Source organism: Flavobacterium fluviatile (assembly GCF_010645065.1).
GTDB classification, from domain to species: Bacteria; Bacteroidota; Bacteroidia; order Flavobacteriales; family Flavobacteriaceae; genus Flavobacterium; species Flavobacterium fluviatile.
Genome location: NZ_JAADZW010000002.1, coordinates 387353 through 412243 on the forward strand (window position 1 = coordinate 387353; position 24891 = coordinate 412243).

The window sequence follows — 24891 nt, forward strand, 5'->3', positions numbered from 1 at the left end:
GATCTACCAAATCAAAGCTAATCACTAAGTACTAAAAAAAGCTATCCCATGAAAGAAGAACTGGCCATTTGTGATACGTGCTCAAACGAAAACTGTTTCATAAAAAAACACCTCCATCTGGAGCAAATGAAGCAGTATGTTTCAAAAAAACACAGCTTTGTCTGCAAAAAATCGCATCAGTTTATTATTGAAGGCGCTCCTCTGCAGGGACTTTATTTTATTTGTAAAGGAAAAGTAAAAACTGTAAAAACAGGTATTAACGGCCGTGAACAGATTGTCCGCTTAACCAAAAACGGAGATACCATCGGATTTCGTGGTTTTGGAACCAGTAAACGTTACCTCATTGGCGCTTATGCTCTGGAAGATACTGTTTTATGTAATTTCAGTAACGAAACAATGATGGAAATACTTCGAAATGTTCCTGAATTTACCTATGACTTAATGTTGTTTTATGCCGATGAATTAAACAAAAGCGAAAACAACATTCGAAAAATTGCACACATGAATGTACGTGAACGTGTAATTGATCTACTGCTGTACATTCACAAAAAGTTTGGCCAAACCAATGGACTGATTGAAATTGAACTTTCCAGAAAAGAAATTGCTGACTTTGCCGGTACTACTGAAGAGCAGGCTATTAGAGTGATTTCAAGTCTTAAAAAAGAATCCCTTATAAAAACGGTTGGCAAAAGAATTGGCTTGTTGTCTCCTTCCAAACTTCAATCTGAAATAATGGAACATAAGTATTTTTAAAAGAATACTGAGCTCTGTCTATCGGAGTGTTTCTTAATTTATTGATTATTTAAGTATTCTTCACTGAACACTTAGATATTTTTCTACGTATATATTAAGTTTCTTAGCCCCGCATGCTAAAAAAAACACCTTAAAAACCATTGTTTCTTTCTGTTTTAAAACTATTTTTTTCTAAAAATACGATTATGAGTTAGAATTCATAATCTAAAAAGCCTTATTATTCCTGAGAAATTTTGAATTTCATGCGATAACGCAGTATATTAATTGATATTGTAACGTTTTTTTTAGCTGAAAAAAGAGGTTTGTATATGGTAAAAACATACTACTTAAGTATTAATACGTATGTAAGTTTGCTTCATACTAATCAAAACAAATTATTATGTTTCAATTAACCAATACTAAACCAACCACTCAGATTTCAAAAAAAGAGCGTTTTTTTAATACAAAACTTTCTAAATCAATTTTATTAGGATTTGCTTTTACCTGCCTTTCTCAATATGAAGCAAAAGCGCAGTTTACACTTACAGGTCAGGTGAGACCTCGTGTAGAAGTCCGTGCAGGACAGGGAACTTTACAGCAGGATGGCGACAAAGCAGCGATTTTTACAAGCCAGAGAACAAGATTATCTGCAGGATATGCAGGATATCGTTTTAAGATTTTTACTTCTTTGCAGGATGTTCGCGTATGGGGACAGGATGCTTCCTCTATCAACAGAACAACTACTGAGGCGAATAACGGAATCTTACTGCATGAAGCCTGGGCTGAAATTTTTTTAGTAGATACATTAAGTACGATTCAGAATTTATCTGTAAAAGCCGGACGTCAGGAAATTTCATACGATGACCAAAAAGTTTTAGGAGGTTTAGACTGGTTACAGCAGGCGAGACGTCACGATGCGATTATCCTGAAATATGCCAACAAAGGATGGATTGCGGATATCGGAGCTGCATTCAATCAAAACAAAGAACTGAATACGGGAACGATTTACAATGGAACAAATCCGGCGTATGGCGCAGGAACAAACGGAATCGGAACCATGTACAAGTCCTTTCAGTATGCTTATATCGGCAAAAAGTTCTTCTTTGGGGATTTGTCTTTTCTCTTCTTTAAAGATGATTTCAACAAATATACTAACGTAACATCAGGTACGCCTCCAGTAACTGTAAAAGTAAATGGCGAAGGGGTTTGGAGCAGAAATACTACCGGAATTTACTATAACGTAAACGCAACCCGAAAATTAAATTTCATGGGAAGCTACTACTACCAGGGAGGTCGCGATAAAGACGGAAGATCTTTAAATGCTAATTTGTTTTCTATTACTTCAACGTATCAAGTTGGAAGAAAATTATTTATAGGTCCCGGAGTTGATTATTTATCAGGTGATGACGGAACCACAGCCGTAACTGCTGATTCTAAAAACAACCGCTTTGACCCATTGTACGGGACACCACATAAATTCTGGGGAAGTATGGATTATTTTTATGCTGCCAACGGATTCGGAAAGCAGGGTTTACTGAATTATTTCTTTAAAATAAAATACAATGCCAAAGAGAATCTGACTTTCGCTTTAGATCTTCACGGATTCGAATCGGCAAATAAATTATCTAATGGTGCAGGCGGGGAACTAAACTCCTATTTGGGTACCGAATTAGATTTAACAATAAAATACAACCTGACAAAAATTATTAACCTTGAAGCAGGCTACTCCTTCATGAAGGCTACAAATTCTATGGCTTCTGCAGCAGTCAAAAACGTGGCAAACGCCGATTTAACCCCACAATTTGCTTACATCATGCTAAACATCAAACCAAATTTCCTTGCAAAAAAATAATTAGAATAACTTTTAAATCTATTCAAAATGAAAAAAATAAGCACATACACCAAAACGGTACTGACTTTATTAGTAGTTATTATAGCTTCCTTTACGGAAATAACAGCACAAAACGATCCGGTAAAGCTTGGTTTTATTCCGCTAACAGACTGCTCCCCGATTGTAATGGCAAAAGAATTGGGATTGTTTAAAAAATACGGAGTTGAAGTCGTAGTAACCAAAGAATCTTCATGGGCTAACGTTCGTGATAAAATTTTAACCGGAGAATTAGACGGAGCGCACTGTCTGTATTCAATGCCATTTTCGGTTTATACAGGGGTAGGAGGAAAAGCAGGTTCTGAAATGAAAATTGCCATGATGCTAAACGTAAATGGCCAGGCTATCTCACTTTCGAAAGATTTTTGTGGAAAAGTAGGTTTTAAACAAATGAATAAAGTGGCACCGGTTGTAGCTGCAAAATTAAAAGCCGAAAAAGAAGTGACATTTGCCATGACTTTCCCGGGAGGAACACACGATTTGTGGTTGCGTAACTGGATGGCGATTGCGGGGATTAATCAAAAAACTTCAAAAATCATTACAATTCCGCCTCCGCAGATGGTAGCCAATATGAAAGTTGGAAATATGGACGGATTTTGTGTTGGAGAGCCTTGGGGCGGAGTTGCCGTAAAACAGGGAGTTGGTTTTACACAGGTAGCCTCTCAGGATATTTGGAAAGACCATCCTGAAAAAGCTTTGGTTGTTAACAAAGGATTCAGTGAAAAACGCAGAACCGATCTTGTAAAAGTGATGAAAGCTGTTTTGGAAGCCTGCAAATGGCTAGATAATCCGGCCAACCGTAAAAAAGCAGCTGGCATAATAGGAAAAGCTCCTTATGTAAACGCCCCTGCTGATGTTATTGAAGCTCGTCTAATGGGTGATTATAACCTGGGCTGCAACCTTGGTACAGAAGTATATGATAATGATTATATGCTGTTCCATAAAGGCGGAATGGTAAATTATCCTCGCAAATCTCACGCTATCTGGGCAATGGCGCAATTTGTAAGATTCGGATATTTGAAAGAAGCTCCTAACTACAAAGCCATTGCAGACAAACTGATCTTACAGGATTTATACGAAGAAGTGGCAAAAAGCATGAAAGTAAAAGTGCCAAATGATGATATGAAGCCTTTCTCATTAACCATTGACAAAACGGTTTTCGACCCTTCAAACCCTTCAGCTTATTTAAAAGTAGTTAAAAAATAAAGTGCTTACTAATCACTACGTTTAATTTTTCAGCCACAGATTGAATCATTTTAAAAGATTATTTCTTTAAACCTGCTTAAAGCTCTTTTGATCGGTAAGAATCTTTTACTCTGTGGCAGGATTAACGTTCCGTTTTATAAATTAATTTCAACTTTAAATTAAAGATCATGTCAGATAAAGATACATTAACATTAAGTGATATAAACGGTCAGGCCGAAGTTCTCACTTCGAATATTGCACCTGACGGAGTAAAAAACGACAAGTTTAAACTGCTGATCAGTCAATTGGCAGGAAAATTAAAATCGACCGCATTAGCCGGTATTGGAGTCTTGGTTTTTATAGGCTTCTGGAGTCTGCTAAGCATTTATACCAAAGACGCTCTTCCGGGACCTTTGGCTACTTTTACTGTTTTAAAGGAAATGCTGAGCGATCCGTTTTATGATTATGGTCCGAATGACAAAGGAATCGGATTGCAGTTGTTCAATTCGATAAAAACGGTTTTGTCCGGATTTTTATTAGGCTCTTTAATAGCGATTCCAATCGGAATTTTGATGGGAGCAAGTACTATTTGCAAACAAATTTTCTATCCGATTGTACAGCTTTTAAAACCAGTTTCGCCTTTAGCATGGTTCCCAATTGGACTGGTGGTTTTTAAAGATACCGGAATGGCTACTATTTTTATCGTTTTCATCACCTCATTGTGGTCAACTTTAATCAATACTTCTTTCGGGATAGCATCAATTCCACAGGATCATAAGAATGTAGCAAAAGCTTTCGGATTCTCAAAAATGCGTTATTTAACCAAAATTTTGATTCCGTACAGTTTGCCACACATCATTACAGGATTGCGTTTGAGTATTAGTGTTGCATGGCTGGTAATTGTTGCAGGAGAAATGCTTTCGGGAGGTGCAGGAATCGGGTTCTTTGTATGGGACAGCTGGAATGCACTGAGTCTGGAAAAAGTAATTTCTGCCATCATCATTATCGGAATTGTGGGACTTCTTTTCGATAAATTATTCACTTTTATTGAAGGTAAAGTGGCATATAAAGCGTAAAAAAAAGTTACTGAGGTTCTAAGAGGCTAAGATTCTAAGTTTTTCTTGAAACCTGAAACTTCAAACAATCTAAAACAAACAATCTAAAATCAAAAGTCATGAGTTACTTAGAAATAAAAAATTTAGAAATATCGTTCCCAACCCCAAAAGGTAAATATATAGCCGTTCGAGATATTAATTTATCTATTCAAAAAGGAGAAATCATCTCTATTATAGGGCATTCAGGCTGTGGAAAATCAACAATTATGAATGCAATTGGCGGAATGCTGAACCCAACCGGTGGCTCTGTTGAACTGGCTAATCAAAAAATAAAAGGACCGGGACCGGATCGCGGAATTGTTTTTCAAAATTACTCGCTTTTGCCCTGGCTGACGGTGGAGGAAAATATTTTTCAGGCTGTTGATTCAGTAATGAATGTTTCTAAAAAGGAAAAACATGAAATCGTAATTCAGAACCTGAAAATGGTAAATTTATATAGTCACAAAGACAAGTTACCGGGACAGCTTTCGGGCGGAATGAAACAGCGTGTTGCTATTGCGAGAGCTTTCGCCATTAATCCGGGCGTATTGCTTCTGGACGAGCCGTTTGGTGCCTTAGATGCTTTGACGAAAGGTTCTATGCAACTGGAAGTTTTAAAATTATGGAACCTAAACAACCGCGAAAAAACGATTGTAATGATTACCCATGATATAGAAGAAGCTTTGTTTTTATCAGACCGGATTGTGGTTCTCAATGATGGACCGGCTTCTACGATCCGCGAAATTGTTGAGGTACATTTACCGAGACCAAGAAACAAAATTGAAATTGTAAAAATGCCGGAATATATTGCCCTTAGGGATCGATTACTGCATTTACTGACCGATAAATTCTCAATTGAAGATATGGGGATGAAATATCAGAATTAATTTTAGTTATTTAATTTGTATGGTAGAGACACACCGCTGTGCGTCTCTACTTTTTTTTTATAGGTTTTCGTACCAGTTCAAAATATAATCAGCGACTTCTTCCCAGCCTTTTTCACCACAAATATAATGGCTTTTATCGTCAAATATTTTTACATCAACTTTGCTGTCGTGACTGGTGTATTTACCGGCGATTTTTTTAGTTAATTCAGGGGGAAATATTGCATCATTGCCTCCTCCTATAAATAAAATTGGCTGATGAGGCTTTTTGAAATCTACTTTCGAAAATGATCTTAAGAGTGTTTCCCTGCCAATTTTTTTACTCTCAGTAACAGCAACCAAATCATAGGCCTTGTCTTGTTCTTCTTTTTGGAGTGTATTAAAAAATGCACGGTTATACCACTCTCTTGAACCTAAATAGTATCTTTTTCGGGAAAAAATAGTGACAGCTGGCCAAACCATTTTTACTGTTGAAAAGGGAGGTAAAACATTTTTTGGTGGTGCGCCACTAATACTTACTGCAGCAGAGACTTTATTAAGATTCATCAGTTTTTGTACTGCAAGTCCGGCCATTGAATGGCCTATTACAAGTGGCTTTTCGGGCAATCTGTCAATGAATATTGCCATTTTGGTTACGACATCAACGAAACCTGTTCCTACAAGTTCCGGATGCAGCGTTTTGCGCAATCTATAAGGATCTCCTCCGTGTCCGGGACTGGGTGGTGCGTAAACTTTGAATCCTTTTTTTAGAAAATAGGCTTCCCATTCAGACCATGTATTATTATTGACAAACATGCCATGTAACAATACAATTGTTTTTGATTTTACCATTTTTTTTAATAATTTATTTATGAATAGATTTGGGTTCGTCTAGACATTAGTAAAGTATAGGGTGTGAATTTGTTTTCCTATATTTAAACAGTATGCTCAGGAAACTGTTTCAGGGTTCTTTAAATTTAGTTATACCTGTCAGTCCTTTAATTTTCGACCTGTAAACCGAATTACAGAACCACTGCCTTTATGAAAAATTCCTTCATTTAATTGTATTTCTTTTTCTTCCAGTTCGATAATTTCATAATCTGGGAAATCAGCCTGGATTTCTTCAATTGAAAAAAGTGATCCAATATCTTTTGGCCCTCCCATTTTATCATTCTTAGCTATGTGTTCCAGATGTTTTTTACTGAAAGCTTCAAAAATTATGATGCCGCCTTTTCTCAAATAAGTACTCAGGGATTTATGTATAACCGATTTAATTTCAGCGGGAAAATGTGCATAAATTAACGCTATTGCATCAAATTGGCCAGTGTGGTAATTAAGAGAGTCTAATTCTCCTACCTGATAATCAATCGTTTCATTATTAGCTTCAGCAAGTTTTATCGCTTTGTTTTTTCCTTCGGCACTAATATCAAAAGCAGAAACCTTCCAGCCCAGACCTGCTGCAAAAACAGCATTTCTTCCTTCTCCTTCTGCCGGGAAAAGAATAGTTGCAGGGTTTAATTTTTCCAGTTGGTCTTTTAGGTAATTATTTGGTGCTTTGCCATAAGCAAATTCTTCATTGCTGTAACGATCATCCCATCTTTGAGTCCAGGAGTTGTTCATTATTTTTAGAAGTTGAAATTAATTATTAAATAGTGTTGACATTTTTTCTGAAATTTTCCGGACAAAATTCATTTTAGCAAAAAAAGTATCTCCTCGCATGTGTGCCATTTCAGGAGAATATTTATTGGTTGCTTTTGCCGGCAAATTTGACTAAGGTGATTTTGTTATTAATTACTTTAATTGCGCCAGAAAAAAGAGATAAAAACATTTAGTTTTTTCCTGAATACAATTTTGTAATTAAAGCTTTGATTTTTACAATTTGCGATTTAGTCTGAATATCGCTTTGTGTTTTAGTCTTAACCAACAAGTGTTGTTGTACCACTATTGATATCAATTTCTGCAAAATTATGTTTTCCAATAACAATAAGCAGTTTGTTTGTATTATAACCTATATATCTTATTTGAGGTTCTCCCACTTTTGGTTTTCCACAAGCAGAAATTACATTGGTTTGCCATTTCAGTTTGCTTCTTTTGTAGGCAGATATTGTTTGTAGGTCATTTTCAACATAATAGACAATGTTGTTTTTTTTAATTCCTCTTTTTTGTGTTTTTGCAAAATTTATTTCTGAGTTTTTTGAAATTAAATCATCATTAAATTTTTCAGCAATACCGGTTTGAGTTACAAAAAAGGTTAACATAGATAACTTGAAGAAATGTTTCATTAGGATAGAATTTGGGGTTCTTAATCGCTTCAAATATAAATAATTAAAGTATATAAAGAATTTTTAATGAAAAAAAAATAACACCCTCTTCCGAAATAGGAAAAGGGTGAAATATATATGGAATTTTTGAATAAAACTTATTTTTTCCTGGGAATAATTTTCAATTAAAAAATAAATCTATTTAGCTACTCTTTAATCCCAATTTTAAAACCTTTAATATATTCCAGCGGTTTTTTTCCGTCGTACATCATATTATCAATAAATTCTGTGGTTGCCGGTTTATACCCATCGGTTTCCGGAATTTCTGCTTTTGTCAAAAATCCTTCTTCTACTAATAATTTGGCAGCAGTCATCCAGATTTCGGGTTTGTAAACTTCTTTGATTTTTGAATGGTACCAGTCGTTTGTTTTAGGTTCTGCAATTTGTCCCCAGCGTTTCATCTGTGTCATAAACCAGATTCCGTCGGAATAATAAGGATAGGTTGCATTATATCTGAAAAAAACATTGAAATCGGGAACAGACCGGATATCTCCTTTTTCAAATTCAAATGTTCCCAGCATGGAGTTGTCTATGACTTTTTTTTCACCATCAACATAAGCCGATTTTGATAAAATGCGGGTAGCTTCTTTTCTGTTTTCAGGATTATCCAGCCATTTTCCTGCTTTAATCAAAGCTTTTGTAATAGCAATGGTAGTATTTGGGTACTTTTCTACAAATTCCCTGGTCATCACAAATACTTTTTCAGGATGATTTTTCCAGATTTCCCTGCTTGTTACAACCGGCACACCAATTCCCTTATCAACCGCCTGCTGATTCCAGGGCTCTCCAACGCAGTAAGCATTTATGGTGCCTGCAAGCAAAGTTTCGGGCATTTGTGGAGGTGCTGTAACATTCAGTAACACATCAGCGCCGGTTATTCCTTTACTTCCCTGTATATTTTTGTTGTTGTAAAATCCCGGATTGATTCCGCCAGCTGCAAGCCAGTAGCGTAATTGATAATTATGATTCGAATAAGCAGATACAACACCAATTACAAAAGGTTTGTGGAGTTTTTTATACATATTTAAAGCCGGCATTAGGGCAGTTGCCGGTATTGGATGAACAGGTCTTCCGTATTCTTGCGGAATGCTATCTACAATTTTTGACCAGATGTCATTAGAAACCGTAATCGCATTCCCATTCAGGTCCATAGAAAATGTGGTAACAAGGGCGCCTTGTCTTCCGCAGCCTACAGCGGCAGCTATGGGCTGACCGGCAAGCATCTGAGCACCGTCTATTTGCTGATCGATCACTTTATCTAAAATATCCCTCCAGTTAGCCTGTACTTCCAGTTTTACATTTAAACCTTCTGCTTCAAAAAAGCCCAGATGTTTTGCAATTGCCAAAGGGGCCATGTCGGTTAGTTTAATGAATCCAATTGTTATGTCTGGTTTCTCCAGAGCTAATTTTTTTGTTGTTGGAGGATCTATTATTCGGGTTTTAAAAAGAGTTTCATTTGTGCTTTTTTCCTTAAAACTGAAAACAATAAAGGACGCCATAGCAAGCACAGACAATCTGAGTAATGTTGATTTCATACTGACTGAGTTTAGGTTAAAAAAAATAAAATTTGGTATTTGAACTCTAACAATTAAAGAGTTGTGAATTATTCTTTATAATAATTCGTTTGGAAAATGATACTAATCCTTTGGAAGAAAATCTATAAAAAAGAGTTTCCGGAATAAATCAGAAACTCTTTTTTGAAATCCTTTTTTAGCGATAAAAAAAAGGGATAAAAAACAGAACAGTTTGGCTAAAGCCTAATTCAAATAACTAAATAACTAAGAATTAAAAAAATATAAAATTATTGTCTGTCAATTACTTTTGATAAAACGGGTTGTTTTTCGTTCATGATTTTGGTTATGGTATAATGCATCCAGACCAAACAAATAATAGAAAAAATCAGAATAAAAATCCATGAACTTGACCAGATTCCTGTCGCAGTTAATAAGTATCCGAAGATGATTGGTCCAAAGAAACCGCCCAAACCGCCAATCATGCCTACCATTCCGCCAACTACGCCAATTTCTGTCGGGAAATATTCCGGAATATGCTTGTAAACAGCTGCTTTTCCTATTCCCCATGAAATTCCAATTAAAATTACCAATATTAAGAAAACCCATATGTTTGCATCAAACTTGATTAAGGTAATTCCTTTTGCAATCAATTCTTTTTTCTTTACAGTTTGGTTTTGCTGCACTACTACCTGCTGCCATGAAGTACTGGTTGGAAAAATAGTATTTTCAGAATTGTTTTCCTTTTTCTGTGCTATAAAGTAATCAGTTTCTCCAATTTTAATATTTTTGTCTGAAACTGAAGTTACGATTCCCTTTTTAGTTGACATAACTCCGGGACCTGCTGTAGTAATTTCCATTTTTGGAATCATTAATAAAGCACTCAGAACAACAGAAGAACTCAATACCCAGTACATTACTTTTCTGGCTCCGTATTTATCTGATAAATAGCCTCCAAAAGCCCTGATCACACCTGATGGCAAACTAAACATAGTAGCAAACAGTCCTCCCATTACAAGGCTTGTCTGATAGACGTTCATAAAGTTTGGAAGCAGCCATTGTGAGTATGCTACAAAACATCCAAAAACTAAAAAATAGTATGCTCCAAAACGCCATACACGAGCTGATTTTAAAGAACCCAACATTTGTGAAACTGATCTTGTATTGTTTTCTACTTTTTTGTTTTCAGTAAATATTAAAAAAGCAATACCTATTATTAGTAATGCTACTCCATAAATAACAGGAAGGATTTTCCAGCCATTTTGAGGGTCTTCTATAGAAAAATGATTTAATAATGAAGGAGCCAAAAAGGTAGTAATGGCAGCGCCTGCGTTCCCCATTCCGAAGATTCCTAACGCGCGTCCCTGCCATTCTTTCGGATACCATACTGATGTAAATCCAATTCCAACGGCGAAACCTGTCCCTACCATTCCGAATAAAAAACTTAATACAGCAAACATCAAAAAGCTATCAGCAAAAGGTAGTAAGAATAATGGAATCGAACAAAGCAGCAGTAATAATGCAAATACATATTTACCTCCAAATTTATCCGTCATGATACCTATTGGCAGACGCATCACAGAACCGGTAAGAATAGGTATCCCAAGTAGCCATCCTACCTGAACAACGCTCCAGTTAAAGATGCCGTTATCGACTAAAAAGGTTACTAAAACTCCATTTAGGGTCCAGCATGCAAAGCACACTGTAAATGCCAATGTGTTTAAAAATAATATTTTGTGCGATTGCGATAGTGAATGTGTATTTGTCATTGTACTTATATTTTTTTTGGTAAAAATAAGTACTATAACGTAGTTAAAAGCTGCGTTTTCGCAGTTTTTTAAATATATTTACGTAATTATACGTAGATTTATTAAAGTAAAGAATATTCAGCGGCTTTGTTGGATAGTTCCATTAAGTTTTTGACTTTCAATTTTTTCATTAAATTAAAACGATGTACCTCTGCAGTACGTTTACTTATATCTAAAGCTTCTGCAATTTCTTTATTACCTTTTCCGGATAATAATAGGGTTAAAATTTCTTTCTCTCTTTTGGTGATCATCATTTCGTCGCCCAAATTTTGTTTCGGTTCTGCTGAAAGTGACGAACTTGTTAACTGACCTATCAAAATTGAAGAAATGTCACCGCTGAAATATTTTCCTCCATTGGCGACAGTATGCAAGGCTTTCAGGAATTCATCTTTGCTGGATCCTTTCAGTAAATACCCGTCTGCGCCAGCTTTTATGGATTTTAACACATACTCTTCCGATTCATGCATCGAAAGCATAATAATTTTTACAGCATTATTATCACTTCTAAGTTTTTCTACTACTTCGATACCGGTTAAGTTGGGCATGCGAATATCTACTATAAGTAAATCCGGTTTATTTGCGGCGACAACTTCAAGTGCATCGGCACCATCAATTGCTTCTCCAACAACCTCTATGTTTGCTTCATTTTCAAGTAAAGATTTGATTCCATCTCTTACAAAAACATGGTCGTCTGCTAGTACAACCCGAATAATATCCGCCATATTCTACTTAATTTTATTCTAAACTTTTACGTATATTCATCTAAAACGAATCGCTAAGATACGTAATTTTTAAATTAAGAAACTAGTTAATTGTAAAAAAGGATATGAATGAAAAAGCCAATACTTCAAAAGCATCGGCTTATATTTTAATGAAAATGATCTTCTTCAATTTCAAATTCGGCATCTTTTTCCCAGATTTCCATTTCGCAGGGCTTGCAGTTGAATTTTAATTTGTATTCTAACTCTCCCTGTTTCAGTACTAAAGGTTCTTTGATTTTAACACCAACAATGTCTTTTTGATGAATCGGGCATTTTTTTAATTCGTATTTAATGCAATATTTCGTTGTCATTACACGGGATTTTCCAGGATCCCATTGCAGTTCGAATGCTTTTTCGATTTCGGTAACACCATGTCGTTCGTAGAATTTACGGGCGGTTTTGTTTGAAACGTTGTACATGAAATCCAGTTTAGTTTCCGGATAAGGGTGTGACGTTTTTACCAATTGGTGCTCTTCGCGTTTGTAGTTTGCCAGACGAATTTCTGATAATTGCTCGAAAACATTTCTTCGCATTTCATTGATTTTTGAAATAGGAAGGAACCAGTTTTGAGAGAACATCACATTAATTACATCAGCGCTGTAAGGTGTGAAACCAGTTTTTGCCAATTGAACTTTAATGTTTTCTTCGATCGATTCACCGGTTTTAGTAGGCTCTTTTGCGTGCTCTAATTTTACGGTGCTTACGTTTCCGTCTTCGTCAGTTGCGATTAACTCAAAACCATTTTCGTTTTCGGTAAGTAATAAATTAGTTCCAATTTTACGGATCGCACTATCTTCTCTTTCAACAATTTTGATGAAAGCAGTATCGTTATTACGGTAAATGAAAGTTCCGTCTTTGATTTCTTTTAAAACGTTTGGATATACTTTTCCGTTCTCGGCTTTGTTTACATAAATTCCGTCAGCTTCGTTGTTTTCGTTGATGAAACAAAGTCCGTCACCGTTGTTTAATAATTCGCCGTTTTCGATTTCGTAAGCATCTCCGATGGTACGGATTAATTTACCAATATATTGTCCTTTTGATTTTGGACTTTCCCAGGAACCAATACTAGCATGTCTGTCGTTTACAAAATAGTCGGTATAACCGCGGTTGAACGTTCTGTTTAAAGTAGAATCGAAAGTATAGGTGCATTTTCCGGAAGAAGCTTTGATGTATTTATCGCTTCCTTCTAAATAACTGTCTAATTTTTGACGTAAATAAGAAACATTATTTTTAACGTAAGCCACATCTTTTAAACGTCCTTCGATTTTGAAAGAAACGATTCCCGCTTCAATCAAATTCGGAATCTGATCTGAAACATCCAAATCTTTAATCGAAAGCAAGTGACTGTTTCGGATTAAAGTATCTCCGTTTCCGTCAATCAGGTTGTATGGTAAACGGCAGTTTTGAGCACAGGAACCACGATTGGCGCTGCGTTCTCCGTTTGCCACACTCATATAACAGTTTCCGCTGAAGGATACACATAATGCTCCGGTTACAAAAAACTCCAGTTCAACATCAGCATGATCGTAGATTTCTTTAATTTGATGCAGGTTCAGTTCACGTGCTAAAACCACCCGTTTGATTCCGGCATCTTTAAGGAATTTTATTTTGTCTTTGTCACGATTATTGGCCTGAGTACTCGCGTGAAGTACGATAGGAGGCAAGTCCATTTCCATAATCGCCATATCCTGAATGATCAATGCATCGACACCAATATCATATAATTCCCAAATCATGGCGCGGCACGTTTCTAATTCGTTATCGTATAAAATGGTATTGATAACGACAAAAACCTGAGCGTTAAATAAGTGCGCATATTTTACTAAAGCAGCAACATCTTCGATCGAGTTGTTGGCATTAGATCGGGCACCAAATTGCGGAGCACCAATATATACAGCATCAGCACCGCTGTTAATAGCTGCCATTCCGCCGATTAAATCTCTTGCTGGAGCTAATATCTCTATTTTCTTCTTCATTTCTAAAACTTTAGCTTTTGTGGTATTCACGAAAAAAAGTGTGCAAAGGTCTTATAAAATATTTGAGTTTGCTAAAGATGAAGCGATTTTTTTGAAATTGTTAACTTAATAGGTGTTGTGAATCATATTAATTTTCTTCTTCTGGCGAAATTTCTTCTTCATCTATAGTATTAGATGTTGTAGTATTATTTTTTTTGTTTGATAAAAGTTGTCCGCAAAATAAAAAGTAAATAGAGAAAAGACTTATAACATATTTCGATTGTAAAATATTGAATACATACAAATAAGGTATTGAAAATAAAATCAAAATAATAAATGCATTTTTAATTTCATTCAAATAGCTCTTAAAATCTTCTTTTAAATCTTTAATATTAAATAGTGAGATTAAGAAAAGGATTGATATTCCGAACGCTAATGGAGAAATTAAACAAAACGTTAATCGACGTGTGTAATTTTGAAATTCAATAATTTGGAAATCCCAAATACTATACGAAATAGCCAAGATAGTGACGATTAAAAAAGAAATTGAAAACACCTTTTTTAGACTGTTTTGGAATTTTTCATAAAAATTAGAAATTTTTATATAAGTAATAGAAATATTTTCTATTTCATTATTAAAAATTGTAAATAAATCTCCTTTTATTCTTTTTCTATAAATGAAGTTATTTTTTGATGATGAATGCAATATTATATGAGGATCATTATCTGAAATAGCTTTTCGAATCTCTTTTATTTTTCTTGAATCCTCTTTCGTTGTTAACTTGTAAAATTTGTAAGTTTCTTGAAGAGTTATTGCTTCAATTTTACTTTCTTTATCATAAGATATTACATGTAATTTACCTGTAAAAAGTTCCTCCGTTTTAGTTTTAATATCAACTTTGGTATAATAAATATCTTTAAAGGAATGAGAAATGTTATTTTGTTTATTTGATTTGGTTAAATAATTCCAACCGTTTTGAAATTTTAAAATTGAAAAACGTTTCTCTAGACCTAGATAAAAAATTATCCTGTTGATAAAATACCCTAAACCAATAGAAAAAGAATAAATAGCTATTAAAATATTGATTGTGTAGATTATGCGTGATTCAGAAACAAATATTGTAGGTAGTTTGTTTTCATAAATACATATAAATGTATCAGTTATATCCTCTATTTTTAATCCAAATTCAATTTTAATTGATAAAGAATTGTTTAAAGAATGTATAGAAAAACAGAAAAGAACAAGCATTAATATACTCGTTAACATATTCCATAATAAACGTTCGAAAGCATTCCCTGATTCAAAATGGTTATTAAATTCTCCTGAAAAGAAAGCTCTTCTGAATAAAATTCCAGGAAATAAAAATACCATTATGTAAATAATGGTACTGAAAGCGATATTTATGTTCACTAATTATTAAATTGAGATAGTAATGTTTTTACCATTTAATGTAACGTCTTTGGAAATTGAATCTTTCATTACTTCATCTATTGCCTTTTGGAATTTAACTTTATCTTCAGGACGTTCAAGTAATTTTTCTAGATTTTCGTCATCACTTTTGATTATTAATTCATTGATAGTTTTAACTTGATTAAAAATCAACTTCAAAACGAAAAACATTTTAGTTGGTAAATCAAATATATTAGTCATAGCAATATCAATTATTTTTGTCAAATATATAATATCTAATTCATAAACAAATAAAAATATAAGTTAAATCTTTATTCATTATAAATAAATTAGTTTTAAATATTTTTATTCTTAAAATATTATTTAGGGTAAAGTATTCGTTAATATTTATATTTTTAGATTGCAGAAAAAAAACCACCCAATCCTAAGACCAGGCAGTTCTCAAAAAAAAGCATGAATCGATCGATCGATTAATTGGCTTTCATTTTAATTTGTGATAGGGTATTTTGAATACTGTTCAATTGTTTTGAAACAACCGAAATTTGATTGTATTCTAAATGATTGTCTTCCAGAGCCATTTTGTATTTTTCGATAGCCGCTTCTTCTCCTGTTACACAAGCGTTGATTATTGCTTCGGTATCACCACCTGTAAAAGATGATTTGATATCAATCCATGTTCTGTGTAAGGCTCCTAGTGGACCTCCGCCTGAAGTGTCTGTTGATTTTCCGAGTTTGTTGATTTCATCCTGCAGTTCTACAATAAATAAAGCTCTTTCACGGGCATATTCAAGAAAATCTGTTTTCATTGCAGGATTTTCTACATGCTCGGCTGCATTGGTGTAACCTAGTTTTCCATCTTCCAGAATCGAAATTAATCCTTCTAAAGTTTTAACTGCTTCTTTTGTGGTTTCATCTGTATGTATCATGATGTATAATTTTTAAAATTTATATATTACAAAGATGAAACTAATTAACGTGCTCTTTTTTACAGGATTATATTCTGATTTTTATAATATTATGGAATGGGAATTTTGAAACTGTTTTTTTTGCTCTCGCAGATTTAATGGATTTTTTTCTTTTGAAAATGAATCTTCTCGTATACCGTTTGCGTGAGGGATTGAGGCGGTATCCTTTTATGGAGCGAAGCTGAATAAAAGATATAGCCGAAAGCCCGACCCGCCTTTTTTCGGCGGGACACGCCCAAAATACTCACATAAAAAAACAGCTTAAAGTATAAAAGTGATGAAACTTTTGAACCTTAAGCCGTTTTATAAAACTTAGAATAGCGTTATGCTGTCAAAGCTTCTTTGATTCTGCGTAAAGCTTCTGTTAAAATATCATTGCTGGTTGCATAAGAGAAACGGATACAGTTTGGATTTCCGAAAGCGTCTCCCGTTACTGTTGCTACGTTTGCTTCTGCTAAAAGATACATAGAAACGTCGTTTGCATCTTTAATTTCATGTCCTTTTAATGTTTTTCCGAAGAAAGAAGAAACGTCCGGGAATACGTAGAATGCACCTTCCGGAACGTTGATTTTTACACCTGGAATCTCTTTTAATAATCCAACCACTAAATCTCTGCGTCCGTGGAAAGCCTGAACCATTTCGTTTAATACGCTTGGATCTGCATCTACAGCTGTAATTGTAGCTCTTTGTGCCACAGAATTTGCTCCGGATGTTACTTGTCCCTGAATTTTTGTACACGCTTTTGCGATGAATTCCGGCGCTCCGATGTAACCGATTCTGTATCCTGTCATGGCAAATGCTTTTGCAACTCCGTTTACAGTAATTGTTTTTTCTAACATTCCCGGAATAGAACCGATACTGCAGAAAGTTCCAGAGAAATTGATGTGCTCATAGATTTCGTCAGCAACTACGTAAATATTTGGGTGTTTTTCCAACACTTTTGCTAAAGCTGTTAATTCTTCTCTGCTGTAAACAGATCCTGAAGGATTACATGGAGAAGAGAACCACATCATTTTTGTCTTTGGTGTAATTGCGGCTTCTAGTTGCTCAGGAGTAATTTTGAAATCTGTTTCTACAGAAGTCGGAACTTCAACAGGTACTCCGCCAGAAAGTTTTACGATTTCGAAATAAGAAACCCAGTAAGGCGCAGGAAGGATAACTTCGTCACCGTCGTTTAACATTACCTGAGCAATGTTGTATAAAGATTGTTTTGCTCCTGTAGAAACTACGATTTGAGAAGGTTTGTAGTCTAAACCATTGTCTCTTTTGAATTTTCTGCAGATAGATTCTTTTAGATCCTGGTATCCGTCAACAGGAGAATATGTGCTGTAGTTGTCGTCAATTGCTTTTTTGGCAGCTTCTTTGATAAAGTCAGGCGTATTAAAATCAGGCTCGCCTAAACTTAAACTGATAATGTCTTTTCCTTGTGCTTTTAGTTCACGGGCTAATGCAGCCATTGCTAAAGTCTGCGAAGTAGCTAAATTGTTAATTCTGTCTGAAAGAATATGGTTCATTATAAAAAAATTTAATTACTCTTAATTTGCTGTTTTATTAAGAGAGGTTATTATTAATAGATTTTTAATTTTATACTGATAATTCAGGTTTCATTCCTAAGTCACGTAAATGTTTAAAGTGAGCAACAATTGCGCTTCTCATTGTTTTGTATTCGTAATAAGGCAAGTTGCACTCTTTAGCAGTTTCTTTTACAATTTTTGCAATTTTACCATAATGAATGTGACTGATATGTGGAAAAATATGATGTTCTATTTGGTGGTTTAAACCGCCGGTGTACCAGTTTACAAGCGCATTTTTTGGTGCGAAATTAGTGGTAGTATACAATTGGTGGATGGCCCAGGTGTTGTCCATTTCGCCTAATTCATTCGGTTCAGGATTGGTAGTATGATCTACAACATGTGCTAATTGAAATACAATACTTAAGATCAATCCTGTTGTATAATGCATTACAAAAAATCCAAGAACGACTTTCCACCATGTAATTCCAATTACGATTGGCAATACAATCCAGATTGAAGCATAAATGATTTTTGTAATGATTAAAGTAGTCCAGAGAATTTTAGGGCTTTTTGGTTCTCCATACGATAATTTTCTTTTCAGATAATTACGCATTTGCTTAAAATCAGTTGTAATAGCCCAGTTAAAAGTCAGCAAACCGTATAAGAAAACAGAATAATAATGCTGAAAACGGTGAAAACTATGCCATTCTGCATGTTTTGTAAAACGGATAATTCTTCCGGCATCCAGGTCTTCATCGTGTCCCGGAATATTGGTATAAGTGTGGTGCAAAACATTATGCTGAACCTGCCAGTTGTAAACGTTTCCGGCCAAAACATAAATCGTGCCGCCCATTAATTTGTTGATCCAGCCTTTGTCAGAGTAAGAACCGTGATTTCCATCGTGCATTACGTTCATTCCAACACCGGCCATTCCGATGCCCATTACTACAGATAAAAGCAGCATGACCCAAAATGGCATGTTAAGAGTAAGGATCAAAAAGTAAGGAGTTAAAAAAACAGCAAATAGAATAACAGCTTTTAAATGCAGTTTCCAGTTTCCCGTTTTTTGAATATTATTTTCTTTGAAATAATTGTTTACCCGAGAGTTAAGTGTCCTGAAAAACTTCAGATTGTCTTGTCTTGCAAAAGTCGGAGCGGTATTATTCATATTAATTTTAAATAGTTTCCAAAGGTAATTATTATAAATTCTCAATTTGCAAAATTGAGTTAAATATTTCAATCGTAAAGTAGTACTTTTGTTAAAAAATTAGAGCAATGGATGAGATATTGAAATATTTTCCTGATTTGACGGATCTTCAAATCGAACAATTTCAAAAATTAGACTTTTTATACCACGACTGGAATGAAAAAATCAATGTTATTTCAAGAAAAGATATTGATTCATTATATACAAAACACATTTTGCATTCTCTTGGAATTGCAAAAATCATGAAATTTGAACCCGGAGCAACAGTTTTGGACGTTGGAACAGGAGGAGGTTTTCCCGGAATTCCGTTGGCGATTCTTTTTCCCGAAACCCGTTTTTATTTAATTGATGTGATTGCCAAAAAAATAAAGGTAGTTCAGGGCGTTGTTGATGCTTTGGAATTAAAAAATGTAAAAGCAGAACAAAAACGTGCTGAACTGGTAAAAGGTGATTTCGATTTCATAGTAAGCCGTGCTGTGACCAATATGCCTGATTTTGTGTCATGGATTCATGACAAAATCAAAAAGCAGCATAAACACACTTTAAAAAATGGAATACTATATTTAAAAGGTGGTGATTTGACAGAAGAGTTAAAAGACTTTCCCAAAGCTACCTTGTATGACTTATCTACAATTTTTGAAGATGAGTTTTTTGAAACGAAGAAGGTAGTGCATTTGCCATTGAAGTTTCAGGCTAACAAATAGTCTAAAGATGAAAGTCATAAAAAGTCAAAAGTAAAAGCCGAATCTTAATGAAAAGATTCGGCTTTTTATATGGATAAGTTCAAACTTGAAACTTGAAACTTGAAACTTGAAACTTGAAACTTGAAACTTGAAACTTGAAACCTGAAACAAAAATTAACCCAAAAACGGATACCTGTAATCCTCAGGAGTTACAAAAGTTTCTTTAATAGTTCTTGGCGAAGCCCAACGCAATAAGTTCAATGCAGAACCTGCTTTATCGTTGGTTCCTGAAGCTCTTGCTCCGCCAAAAGGCTGCATTCCTACTACTGCTCCTGTTGGTTTGTCGTTGATATAGAAGTTACCTGCAGAATTTTGCAATTTTACAGTAGCCGTTTCAATGGCATAACGATCCTGGCTGAAAACAGCTCCGGTCAAAGCATATTCAGAAGTAGTATCAACCAATTCTAAAGTTTCTTCCCACTTAGCATCTTCGTAAATGTAAATTGTCACAACCGGTCCGAATAATTCGGTTTCCATAGTTGTGTATTTTGGATTTGTAGTAACAATAACCGTTGGTTCTACAAAGTACCCAACAGATTTATCATAATTTCCTCCGATGATAATTTCTGCATCAGCGTCTTTTTTAGCCTGATCGATATAACTCGCTAATTTGTCAAAAGAACCTTCGTGGATAACTGCTGTGATAAAGTTTCCGAAATCTTCCGGAGAACCCATTTTCATTGATTTTACATCGGTAATCAATTGTTCTTTTACAGCTGGCCATAAACTTTGCGGAATATAAACTCTTGAAGCTGCAGAACATTTTTGCCCCTGAAATTCAAAAGCACCACGAGTGATTCCAGTAACAACTTGTTTTACATTAGCGCTTGGGTGTGCAATGATAAAATCTTTACCACCCGTTTCTCCCACAATTCTTGGATATGTTTTGTAGTTGTGAATGTTGGCTCCAATTTTAGCCCAGATATCTTTAAAAACGTGAGTCGATCCTGTAAAGTGAACTCCGGCAAAATCACGGCTTGCCAAAACAGTATCGGTAATCATTAAAGCATCTCCAAAAACAACATTGATAACACCATCAGGAACTCCCGCTTCTTTGAAAACATCAAGGATGATTTTTGTAGAAAATACCTGGCTGTCACTTGGTTTCCAAACCACAACGTTGCCCATCATTGCAGCACTTGCAGGAAGATTGGCAGCAATTGCCGTAAAGTTAAAAGGAGTAATAGCGTAAACAAAACCTTCAAGAGGGCGGTATTCTAAACGGTTCCATGTAGTAGAATCCGATTTTGGCTGGTCTCCATAAATCTGAGTCATAAATTCTACATTGTAACGTAAAAAGTCAATCAGCTCACATGAAGCATCAATTTCTGCCTGATGAATATTTTTTGACTGACCAATCATAGTGGCAGCGTTGATGCGTGCTCTGTATGGACCAGCAATAAGTTCAGCTGCTTTTAAGAAAATAGCAGCACGCTGTTCCCATGCCATGTTTGCCCAGGCGCTTCTTGATTCAAGTGCGTTCGCGATTGCTTTTTCGATATGATGTTTTTCAGCCAGATGATATTTTCCAACCACGTGCTGGTGATCATGCGGTGCTGTAATATTTCTAGTATTTCCGGTTCTGATTTCTTCGCTTCCGATATGCAAAGGAACATCAATTTGAGAATTCCACATTGTAGTGTAAGCTTCCTGCACATCGGCTCTTTCCGGTGAGTTTGGTGCGTATCCTTTTACCGGTTCATTAACCGCTTTAGGTACATTAAAAAATCCTTTTAACATGGATAAGATATTTTAAAATTACGAATTGTTTAATTTTAGGCAAAAGTACAAAGGATATTTTGATTATATCACAATACAATATTAAAATGTTGTAATTTAATAAACTAATCGCATGAAGCTGTAAATTATCACTCTTTATAAAGTTTTAAATTTGAGACTCTTGTGAAAAAAGATATAATTTATAATTATGAAAATTCCACTCTTAGCTTTTAACGACAAAGGGATTTACTGCCAGCAGGCTGATGTGTATCTCGATCCGTGGAGACCTGTAAAAAATGCCATAATTACTCACGGACATTCAGATCATGCTCGCTGGGGACATCAAAATTATATTACACATCACACCAATATTCCGATTATTCGTCATCGATTGGGCGAAATAAATGTAACCGGAAAAGAGTGGGGAGAGACCTTTGTCATTAATAATGTAAAATTCTCCTTGCATCCCGCCGGACATATTATAGGAAGCTCTCAAATAAGAGTTGAACACAAAGGCGAAGTCTGGGTTTTTACAGGAGATTACAAAATCGAAGATGACGGAATCTCCACTCCTTATGAAACTGTAAAATGCCATACTTTTATCACCGAATGTACTTTTGGACTGCCGGCTTTTAACTGGACGCCACAGGCAGAAGTAATCACAGATATCAATAATTGGTGGGCAGAGAATAAGGCAGAAGGAAAAACGTCTATTCTTTTTGGATATTCTTTAGGAAAAGCACAAAGGCTTTTAAAATATTTAGATACCGATATCGGTAAAATCTACACACATGGTGCCATTGAAAATATGACGAATGTTTTACGTCCTTTGGTTGATTTTCCGAAAACCGAATTGATAACCAGAGAAACCAAAAAAGAAGAACTTTTAGGCAATATCGTCCTTGCTCCCCCAAGTGCACACGGAAGTGTCTGGATCAGGAAAATGACACCATTTGTAACCGGAGCCGCAAGTGGATGGATGGCTTTTCGAGGAGCCAGAAGAAGACGTGCCATTGACAAAGGTTTTGTGCTAAGTGACCATTGTGATTGGTACTCCTTACTCGACAGTATCAAAGCAACTGGTGCAGAAAAAGTAATCTGTACACACGGTTACACCGATATTTTTTCTAAATATTTAAGGGAATTGGGTTATGATGCCAGAACTGAAAAAACGCAATACGAAGGTGAAGCGGCTGAAATGGAAAAAGAAGAAAAAGATGTAGAGATAGATCAAAATCAAACTTCTATTATTTCTGAAAATTAACAATGAAAAAAATTAACACATAGAAACATAGGTTTAAAATTTAAAGAAAAAGGTAAAAGAAAAACCAGTTTTCACACATAGCTATGTTTGTTTAAATAAATGAAATGCCTTTGAACGCAAAGAAAATCTATGATTCTATGTGTTTTAATAAATATTATACGCAAAGAGTCAAATAGCATAAGAATGAAAAATTTTGCCCAACTTATAAAAGCTCTCGACAGTTCGAATAAAACGAATGTAAAAGTTGATGCGCTGACGACCTATTTTAAAAATGCGTCGCCGGAAGATAAGGTGTGGACCATTGCAATTCTTTCGCATCGTCGTCCGCCAAGACCTGTTAATACTACCTTACTTCGAATTTGGGCAAATGAACTGGCGAATATTCCGTTATGGCTTTTTGAAGAAAGTTATCATATAGTAGGCGATTTAGCCGAAACCATTGCTTTGATCATTCCAGCCACAAAAGAACATTCGGATAAAAGTTTAACAGAATACCTCCAGGAGATTATTGCGTTAAAAAAGAAATCAGATGCTGAGAAAAAAGAATATTTACACGAGAACTGGCTGGCTTTAAATTATTATGAACGCTTTGTTTTTACTAAATTAATTACCGGAAGTTTAAGAATCGGCGTAAGTCAAAAACTAATGACCAGGGCCTTATCAAAAGCAGAAGAAGTTGATGAAGATGCACTGGCTTATAAACTTATGGGAAACTGGGATCCGAATACCATTACGTTCCAGGAATTAATTTTAGATGAAAAAAGCAGTGATTATTTATCAAAACCGTATCCTTTTTATCTGGCGTACCCAATTGAAGGTGAAGTCTATAATTTAGGAAATCCCGAAGACTGGTCGATTGAACACAAATGGGACGGTATTCGCTCGCAGACCATTATTCGGGAGAATGAACTTTATGTATGGTCAAGAGGAGAGGAACTGGTTACCGATAAATATCCGGAGTTTCAGTCATTTGTTGGTTTGATTCCAAACGGAACAGTCATTGACGCAGAAATCCTGGCTTTTCCGGAGGGGGAAATCGGAACTTTTAATGATCTGCAAACGAGAATCGGAAGGAAAACCATCTCGGCAAGTCTGCTGGAAAAGGTGCCTGTAATTTTGAAAGCCTACGATATTTTGGAATGGGAGGGACAGGATATTCGAAATTTGCCTTATTCAGAAAGAAGATTATTACTGGAACAATTATATGATTCGCTTAAAGATAAGACTTCTCATTTTCAGCTATCAGAAAGGGTTTTACTCCATTCCTGGGAAGATGTAACAGCTGAAAGAATGCGTGCGCGCGAAATGAAAAGTGAAGGTCTGATGTTAAAGCGCAATAATTCTCCTTATTTGGTGGGAAGAAAAAAAGGCGACTGGTGGAAATGGAAAATAGAACCTTTGGTAATCGATGCTGTTCTGACCTACGCTATGCGCGGACACGGAAGAAGATCTAATCTTTTTACGGATTACACCTTTGCACTTTGGCAGACCAATGATAATGGAGAAAGAGAATTAGTAACTTTTGCCAAAGCGTATTCAGGTTTAACAGATGCCGAGTTTCGAAGAGTGGATGATTTTATCAAAAAGAATACTTTAGAGCGTTTTGGTCCCGTGCGAAGTGTGACACCACAATTGGTTTTCGAAATTGGTTTCGAAGGAATTGCCTTATCCAAAAGACACAAAAGCGGAGTGGCAACAAGGTTTCCAAGAATTTTGAGATGGAGGCACGACAAAAAAATTGAGGAAGCCAATTCAATTGAAGATTTAAAAAATATGATTTCATAACAACCTCTGACTTGATTATTAAAAGTTGATTTATGAAGATATTTCCGCTCCTGCAAGGTTTTGTAAACCTTGTAGGTTTGTTTATAATAGCTAATACCTACAAGGTCAAAAAAAGACCTTGCAGGTAAAAGCAATATCATTAGCAATAAAGACAGTTTAACATGT

Annotated in this window: 21 protein-coding genes; 8 read left to right on the top strand and 13 right to left on the bottom strand. The window is 35.3% G+C overall.

All coding sequences use genetic code 11. The annotated features are described in order from the left end of the window. The first annotated feature begins 48 nt into the window (after positions 1–48). From GXM17_RS05100 to GXM17_RS05120, 5 genes are all read left to right on the top strand, one after another. The gene (locus tag GXM17_RS05100) at positions 49–753 is read left to right on the top strand and encodes a Crp/Fnr family transcriptional regulator (protein WP_163398204.1); all 705 of its coding nucleotides are present in this window, start codon (positions 49–51) and stop codon (positions 751–753) included. A 379-nt stretch (positions 754–1132) separates the two neighbouring features. Next, complete coding sequence (locus GXM17_RS05105; RefSeq protein ID WP_163398205.1) at positions 1133–2584, top strand: alginate export family protein; 1452 nt, start codon at positions 1133–1135, stop codon at positions 2582–2584. A 27-nt stretch (positions 2585–2611) separates the two neighbouring features. Further along, on the top strand, positions 2612–3826 hold the full coding sequence (locus GXM17_RS05110) for a CmpA/NrtA family ABC transporter substrate-binding protein (protein ID WP_163398206.1): 1215 nt from the start codon (positions 2612–2614) through the stop codon (positions 3824–3826). A 167-nt stretch (positions 3827–3993) separates the two neighbouring features. Further along, entirely contained in the window at positions 3994–4881 is an 888-nt protein-coding gene (gene ntrB / locus GXM17_RS05115; RefSeq protein ID WP_163398207.1) for a nitrate ABC transporter permease, read from the top strand. Between the two features lie 98 nt (positions 4882–4979). After that, positions 4980–5786, top strand: a complete 807-nt coding sequence (locus GXM17_RS05120; RefSeq protein ID WP_163398208.1) for an ABC transporter ATP-binding protein — start codon at positions 4980–4982, stop codon at positions 5784–5786. Positions 5787–5843: 57 nt separating this feature from the next. Here GXM17_RS05120 and GXM17_RS05125 read toward each other — a convergent pair whose 3' ends face one another. The 12 genes from GXM17_RS05125 to GXM17_RS05180 form a co-directional block, all read right to left on the bottom strand. Next, entirely contained in the window at positions 5844–6614 is a 771-nt protein-coding gene (locus GXM17_RS05125; RefSeq protein WP_163398209.1) for an alpha/beta hydrolase, read from the bottom strand. A gap of 138 nt (positions 6615–6752) precedes the next feature. Then, positions 6753–7382, bottom strand: a complete 630-nt coding sequence (locus GXM17_RS05130; protein ID WP_163398210.1) for a class I SAM-dependent methyltransferase — start codon at positions 7380–7382, stop codon at positions 6753–6755. 296 nt (positions 7383–7678) lie between these two features. After that, positions 7679–8044, bottom strand: coding sequence for a hypothetical protein (locus GXM17_RS05135; protein WP_163398211.1), 366 nt, complete (start codon positions 8042–8044; stop codon positions 7679–7681). 185 nt (positions 8045–8229) lie between these two features. Beyond that, positions 8230–9618 carry a CmpA/NrtA family ABC transporter substrate-binding protein gene (locus GXM17_RS05140; protein WP_163398212.1) on the bottom strand — a complete coding sequence of 463 codons (1389 nt, stop codon included), beginning with the start codon at positions 9616–9618 and terminating at the stop codon, positions 8230–8232. 266 nt (positions 9619–9884) lie between these two features. After that, positions 9885–11363 (bottom strand): MFS transporter, encoded by a 1479-nt coding sequence (locus GXM17_RS05145; RefSeq protein WP_163398213.1) that lies wholly within the window; start codon positions 11361–11363, stop codon positions 9885–9887. 101 nt (positions 11364–11464) lie between these two features. Further along, positions 11465–12124, bottom strand: coding sequence for a response regulator transcription factor (locus tag GXM17_RS05150; RefSeq protein WP_163398214.1), 660 nt, complete (start codon positions 12122–12124; stop codon positions 11465–11467). A 146-nt stretch (positions 12125–12270) separates the two neighbouring features. After that, positions 12271–14139 (bottom strand): peptidase U32 family protein, encoded by a 1869-nt coding sequence (locus tag GXM17_RS05155; protein ID WP_163398215.1) that lies wholly within the window; start codon positions 14137–14139, stop codon positions 12271–12273. Between the two features lie 127 nt (positions 14140–14266). Then, positions 14267–15529 carry a hypothetical protein gene (locus GXM17_RS05160; RefSeq protein WP_163398216.1) on the bottom strand — a complete coding sequence of 421 codons (1263 nt, stop codon included), beginning with the start codon at positions 15527–15529 and terminating at the stop codon, positions 14267–14269. A 6-nt stretch (positions 15530–15535) separates the two neighbouring features. Beyond that, complete coding sequence (locus GXM17_RS05165) at positions 15536–15793, bottom strand: hypothetical protein (RefSeq protein ID WP_163398217.1); 258 nt, start codon at positions 15791–15793, stop codon at positions 15536–15538. A 206-nt stretch (positions 15794–15999) separates the two neighbouring features. Beyond that, positions 16000–16455: a ferritin-like domain-containing protein gene (locus GXM17_RS05170; protein WP_163398218.1), complete on the bottom strand. Its 456-nt coding sequence runs from the start codon at positions 16453–16455 to the stop codon at positions 16000–16002. 362 nt (positions 16456–16817) lie between these two features. Further along, the gene (locus GXM17_RS05175; protein ID WP_163398219.1) at positions 16818–18008 is read right to left on the bottom strand and encodes a pyridoxal phosphate-dependent aminotransferase; all 1191 of its coding nucleotides are present in this window, start codon (positions 18006–18008) and stop codon (positions 16818–16820) included. 70 nt (positions 18009–18078) lie between these two features. Continuing rightward, the gene (locus GXM17_RS05180; RefSeq protein WP_163398220.1) at positions 18079–19176 is read right to left on the bottom strand and encodes a fatty acid desaturase family protein; all 1098 of its coding nucleotides are present in this window, start codon (positions 19174–19176) and stop codon (positions 18079–18081) included. A 107-nt stretch (positions 19177–19283) separates the two neighbouring features. On the opposite strand from GXM17_RS05180, the gene rsmG reads away from it, so the two are divergent. After that, complete coding sequence (rsmG, locus tag GXM17_RS05185) at positions 19284–19919, top strand: 16S rRNA (guanine(527)-N(7))-methyltransferase RsmG (protein WP_163398221.1); 636 nt, start codon at positions 19284–19286, stop codon at positions 19917–19919. A 153-nt stretch (positions 19920–20072) separates the two neighbouring features. Here the strand turns inward: rsmG and pruA are convergent, their stop codons facing one another. After that, entirely contained in the window at positions 20073–21698 is a 1626-nt protein-coding gene (pruA, locus tag GXM17_RS05190) for an L-glutamate gamma-semialdehyde dehydrogenase (protein WP_163398222.1), read from the bottom strand. 187 nt (positions 21699–21885) lie between these two features. Here pruA and GXM17_RS05195 point away from each other — a divergent pair, with 187 nt between their 5' ends. Further along, positions 21886–22941 carry a ligase-associated DNA damage response exonuclease gene (locus tag GXM17_RS05195; RefSeq protein WP_163398223.1) on the top strand — a complete coding sequence of 352 codons (1056 nt, stop codon included), beginning with the start codon at positions 21886–21888 and terminating at the stop codon, positions 22939–22941. Positions 22942–23124: 183 nt separating this feature from the next. Continuing rightward, positions 23125–24726, top strand: a complete 1602-nt coding sequence (locus GXM17_RS05200) for an ATP-dependent DNA ligase (protein WP_163398224.1) — start codon at positions 23125–23127, stop codon at positions 24724–24726. Positions 24727–24891: the final 165 nt, after the last annotated feature.

Excerpts from the sequence above, each read along its gene's own strand:
- GXM17_RS05140 (WP_163398212.1), bottom strand. The coding sequence starts at position 9,618 with ATGAAATCAACATTACTCAGATTGTCTGTGCTTGCTATGGCGTCCTTT.
- GXM17_RS05125 (WP_163398209.1), bottom strand. The coding sequence starts at position 6,614 with ATGGTAAAATCAAAAACAATTGTATTGTTACATGGCATGTTTGTCAAT.
- GXM17_RS05100 (WP_163398204.1), top strand. The coding sequence starts at position 49 with ATGAAAGAAGAACTGGCCATTTGTGATACGTGCTCAAACGAAAACTGT.
- GXM17_RS05200 (WP_163398224.1), top strand. The coding sequence starts at position 23,125 with ATGAAAAATTTTGCCCAACTTATAAAAGCTCTCGACAGTTCGAATAAA.
- GXM17_RS05135 (WP_163398211.1), bottom strand. The coding sequence starts at position 8,044 with ATGAAACATTTCTTCAAGTTATCTATGTTAACCTTTTTTGTAACTCAA.
- GXM17_RS05145 (WP_163398213.1), bottom strand. The coding sequence starts at position 11,363 with ATGACAAATACACATTCACTATCGCAATCGCACAAAATATTATTTTTA.
- GXM17_RS05130 (WP_163398210.1), bottom strand. The coding sequence starts at position 7,382 with ATGAACAACTCCTGGACTCAAAGATGGGATGATCGTTACAGCAATGAA.
- GXM17_RS05180 (WP_163398220.1), bottom strand. The coding sequence starts at position 19,176 with ATGAATAATACCGCTCCGACTTTTGCAAGACAAGACAATCTGAAGTTT.
- GXM17_RS05170 (WP_163398218.1), bottom strand. The coding sequence starts at position 16,455 with ATGATACATACAGATGAAACCACAAAAGAAGCAGTTAAAACTTTAGAA.
- GXM17_RS05150 (WP_163398214.1), bottom strand. The coding sequence starts at position 12,124 with ATGGCGGATATTATTCGGGTTGTACTAGCAGACGACCATGTTTTTGTA.
- GXM17_RS05120 (WP_163398208.1), top strand. The coding sequence starts at position 4,980 with ATGAGTTACTTAGAAATAAAAAATTTAGAAATATCGTTCCCAACCCCA.
- GXM17_RS05195 (WP_163398223.1), top strand. The coding sequence starts at position 21,886 with ATGAAAATTCCACTCTTAGCTTTTAACGACAAAGGGATTTACTGCCAG.
- pruA (WP_163398222.1), bottom strand. The coding sequence starts at position 21,698 with ATGTTAAAAGGATTTTTTAATGTACCTAAAGCGGTTAATGAACCGGTA.
- GXM17_RS05105 (WP_163398205.1), top strand. The coding sequence starts at position 1,133 with ATGTTTCAATTAACCAATACTAAACCAACCACTCAGATTTCAAAAAAA.
- rsmG (WP_163398221.1), top strand. The coding sequence starts at position 19,284 with ATGGATGAGATATTGAAATATTTTCCTGATTTGACGGATCTTCAAATC.
- GXM17_RS05155 (WP_163398215.1), bottom strand. The coding sequence starts at position 14,139 with ATGAAGAAGAAAATAGAGATATTAGCTCCAGCAAGAGATTTAATCGGC.
- GXM17_RS05175 (WP_163398219.1), bottom strand. The coding sequence starts at position 18,008 with ATGAACCATATTCTTTCAGACAGAATTAACAATTTAGCTACTTCGCAG.
- ntrB (WP_163398207.1), top strand. The coding sequence starts at position 3,994 with ATGTCAGATAAAGATACATTAACATTAAGTGATATAAACGGTCAGGCC.
- GXM17_RS05110 (WP_163398206.1), top strand. The coding sequence starts at position 2,612 with ATGAAAAAAATAAGCACATACACCAAAACGGTACTGACTTTATTAGTA.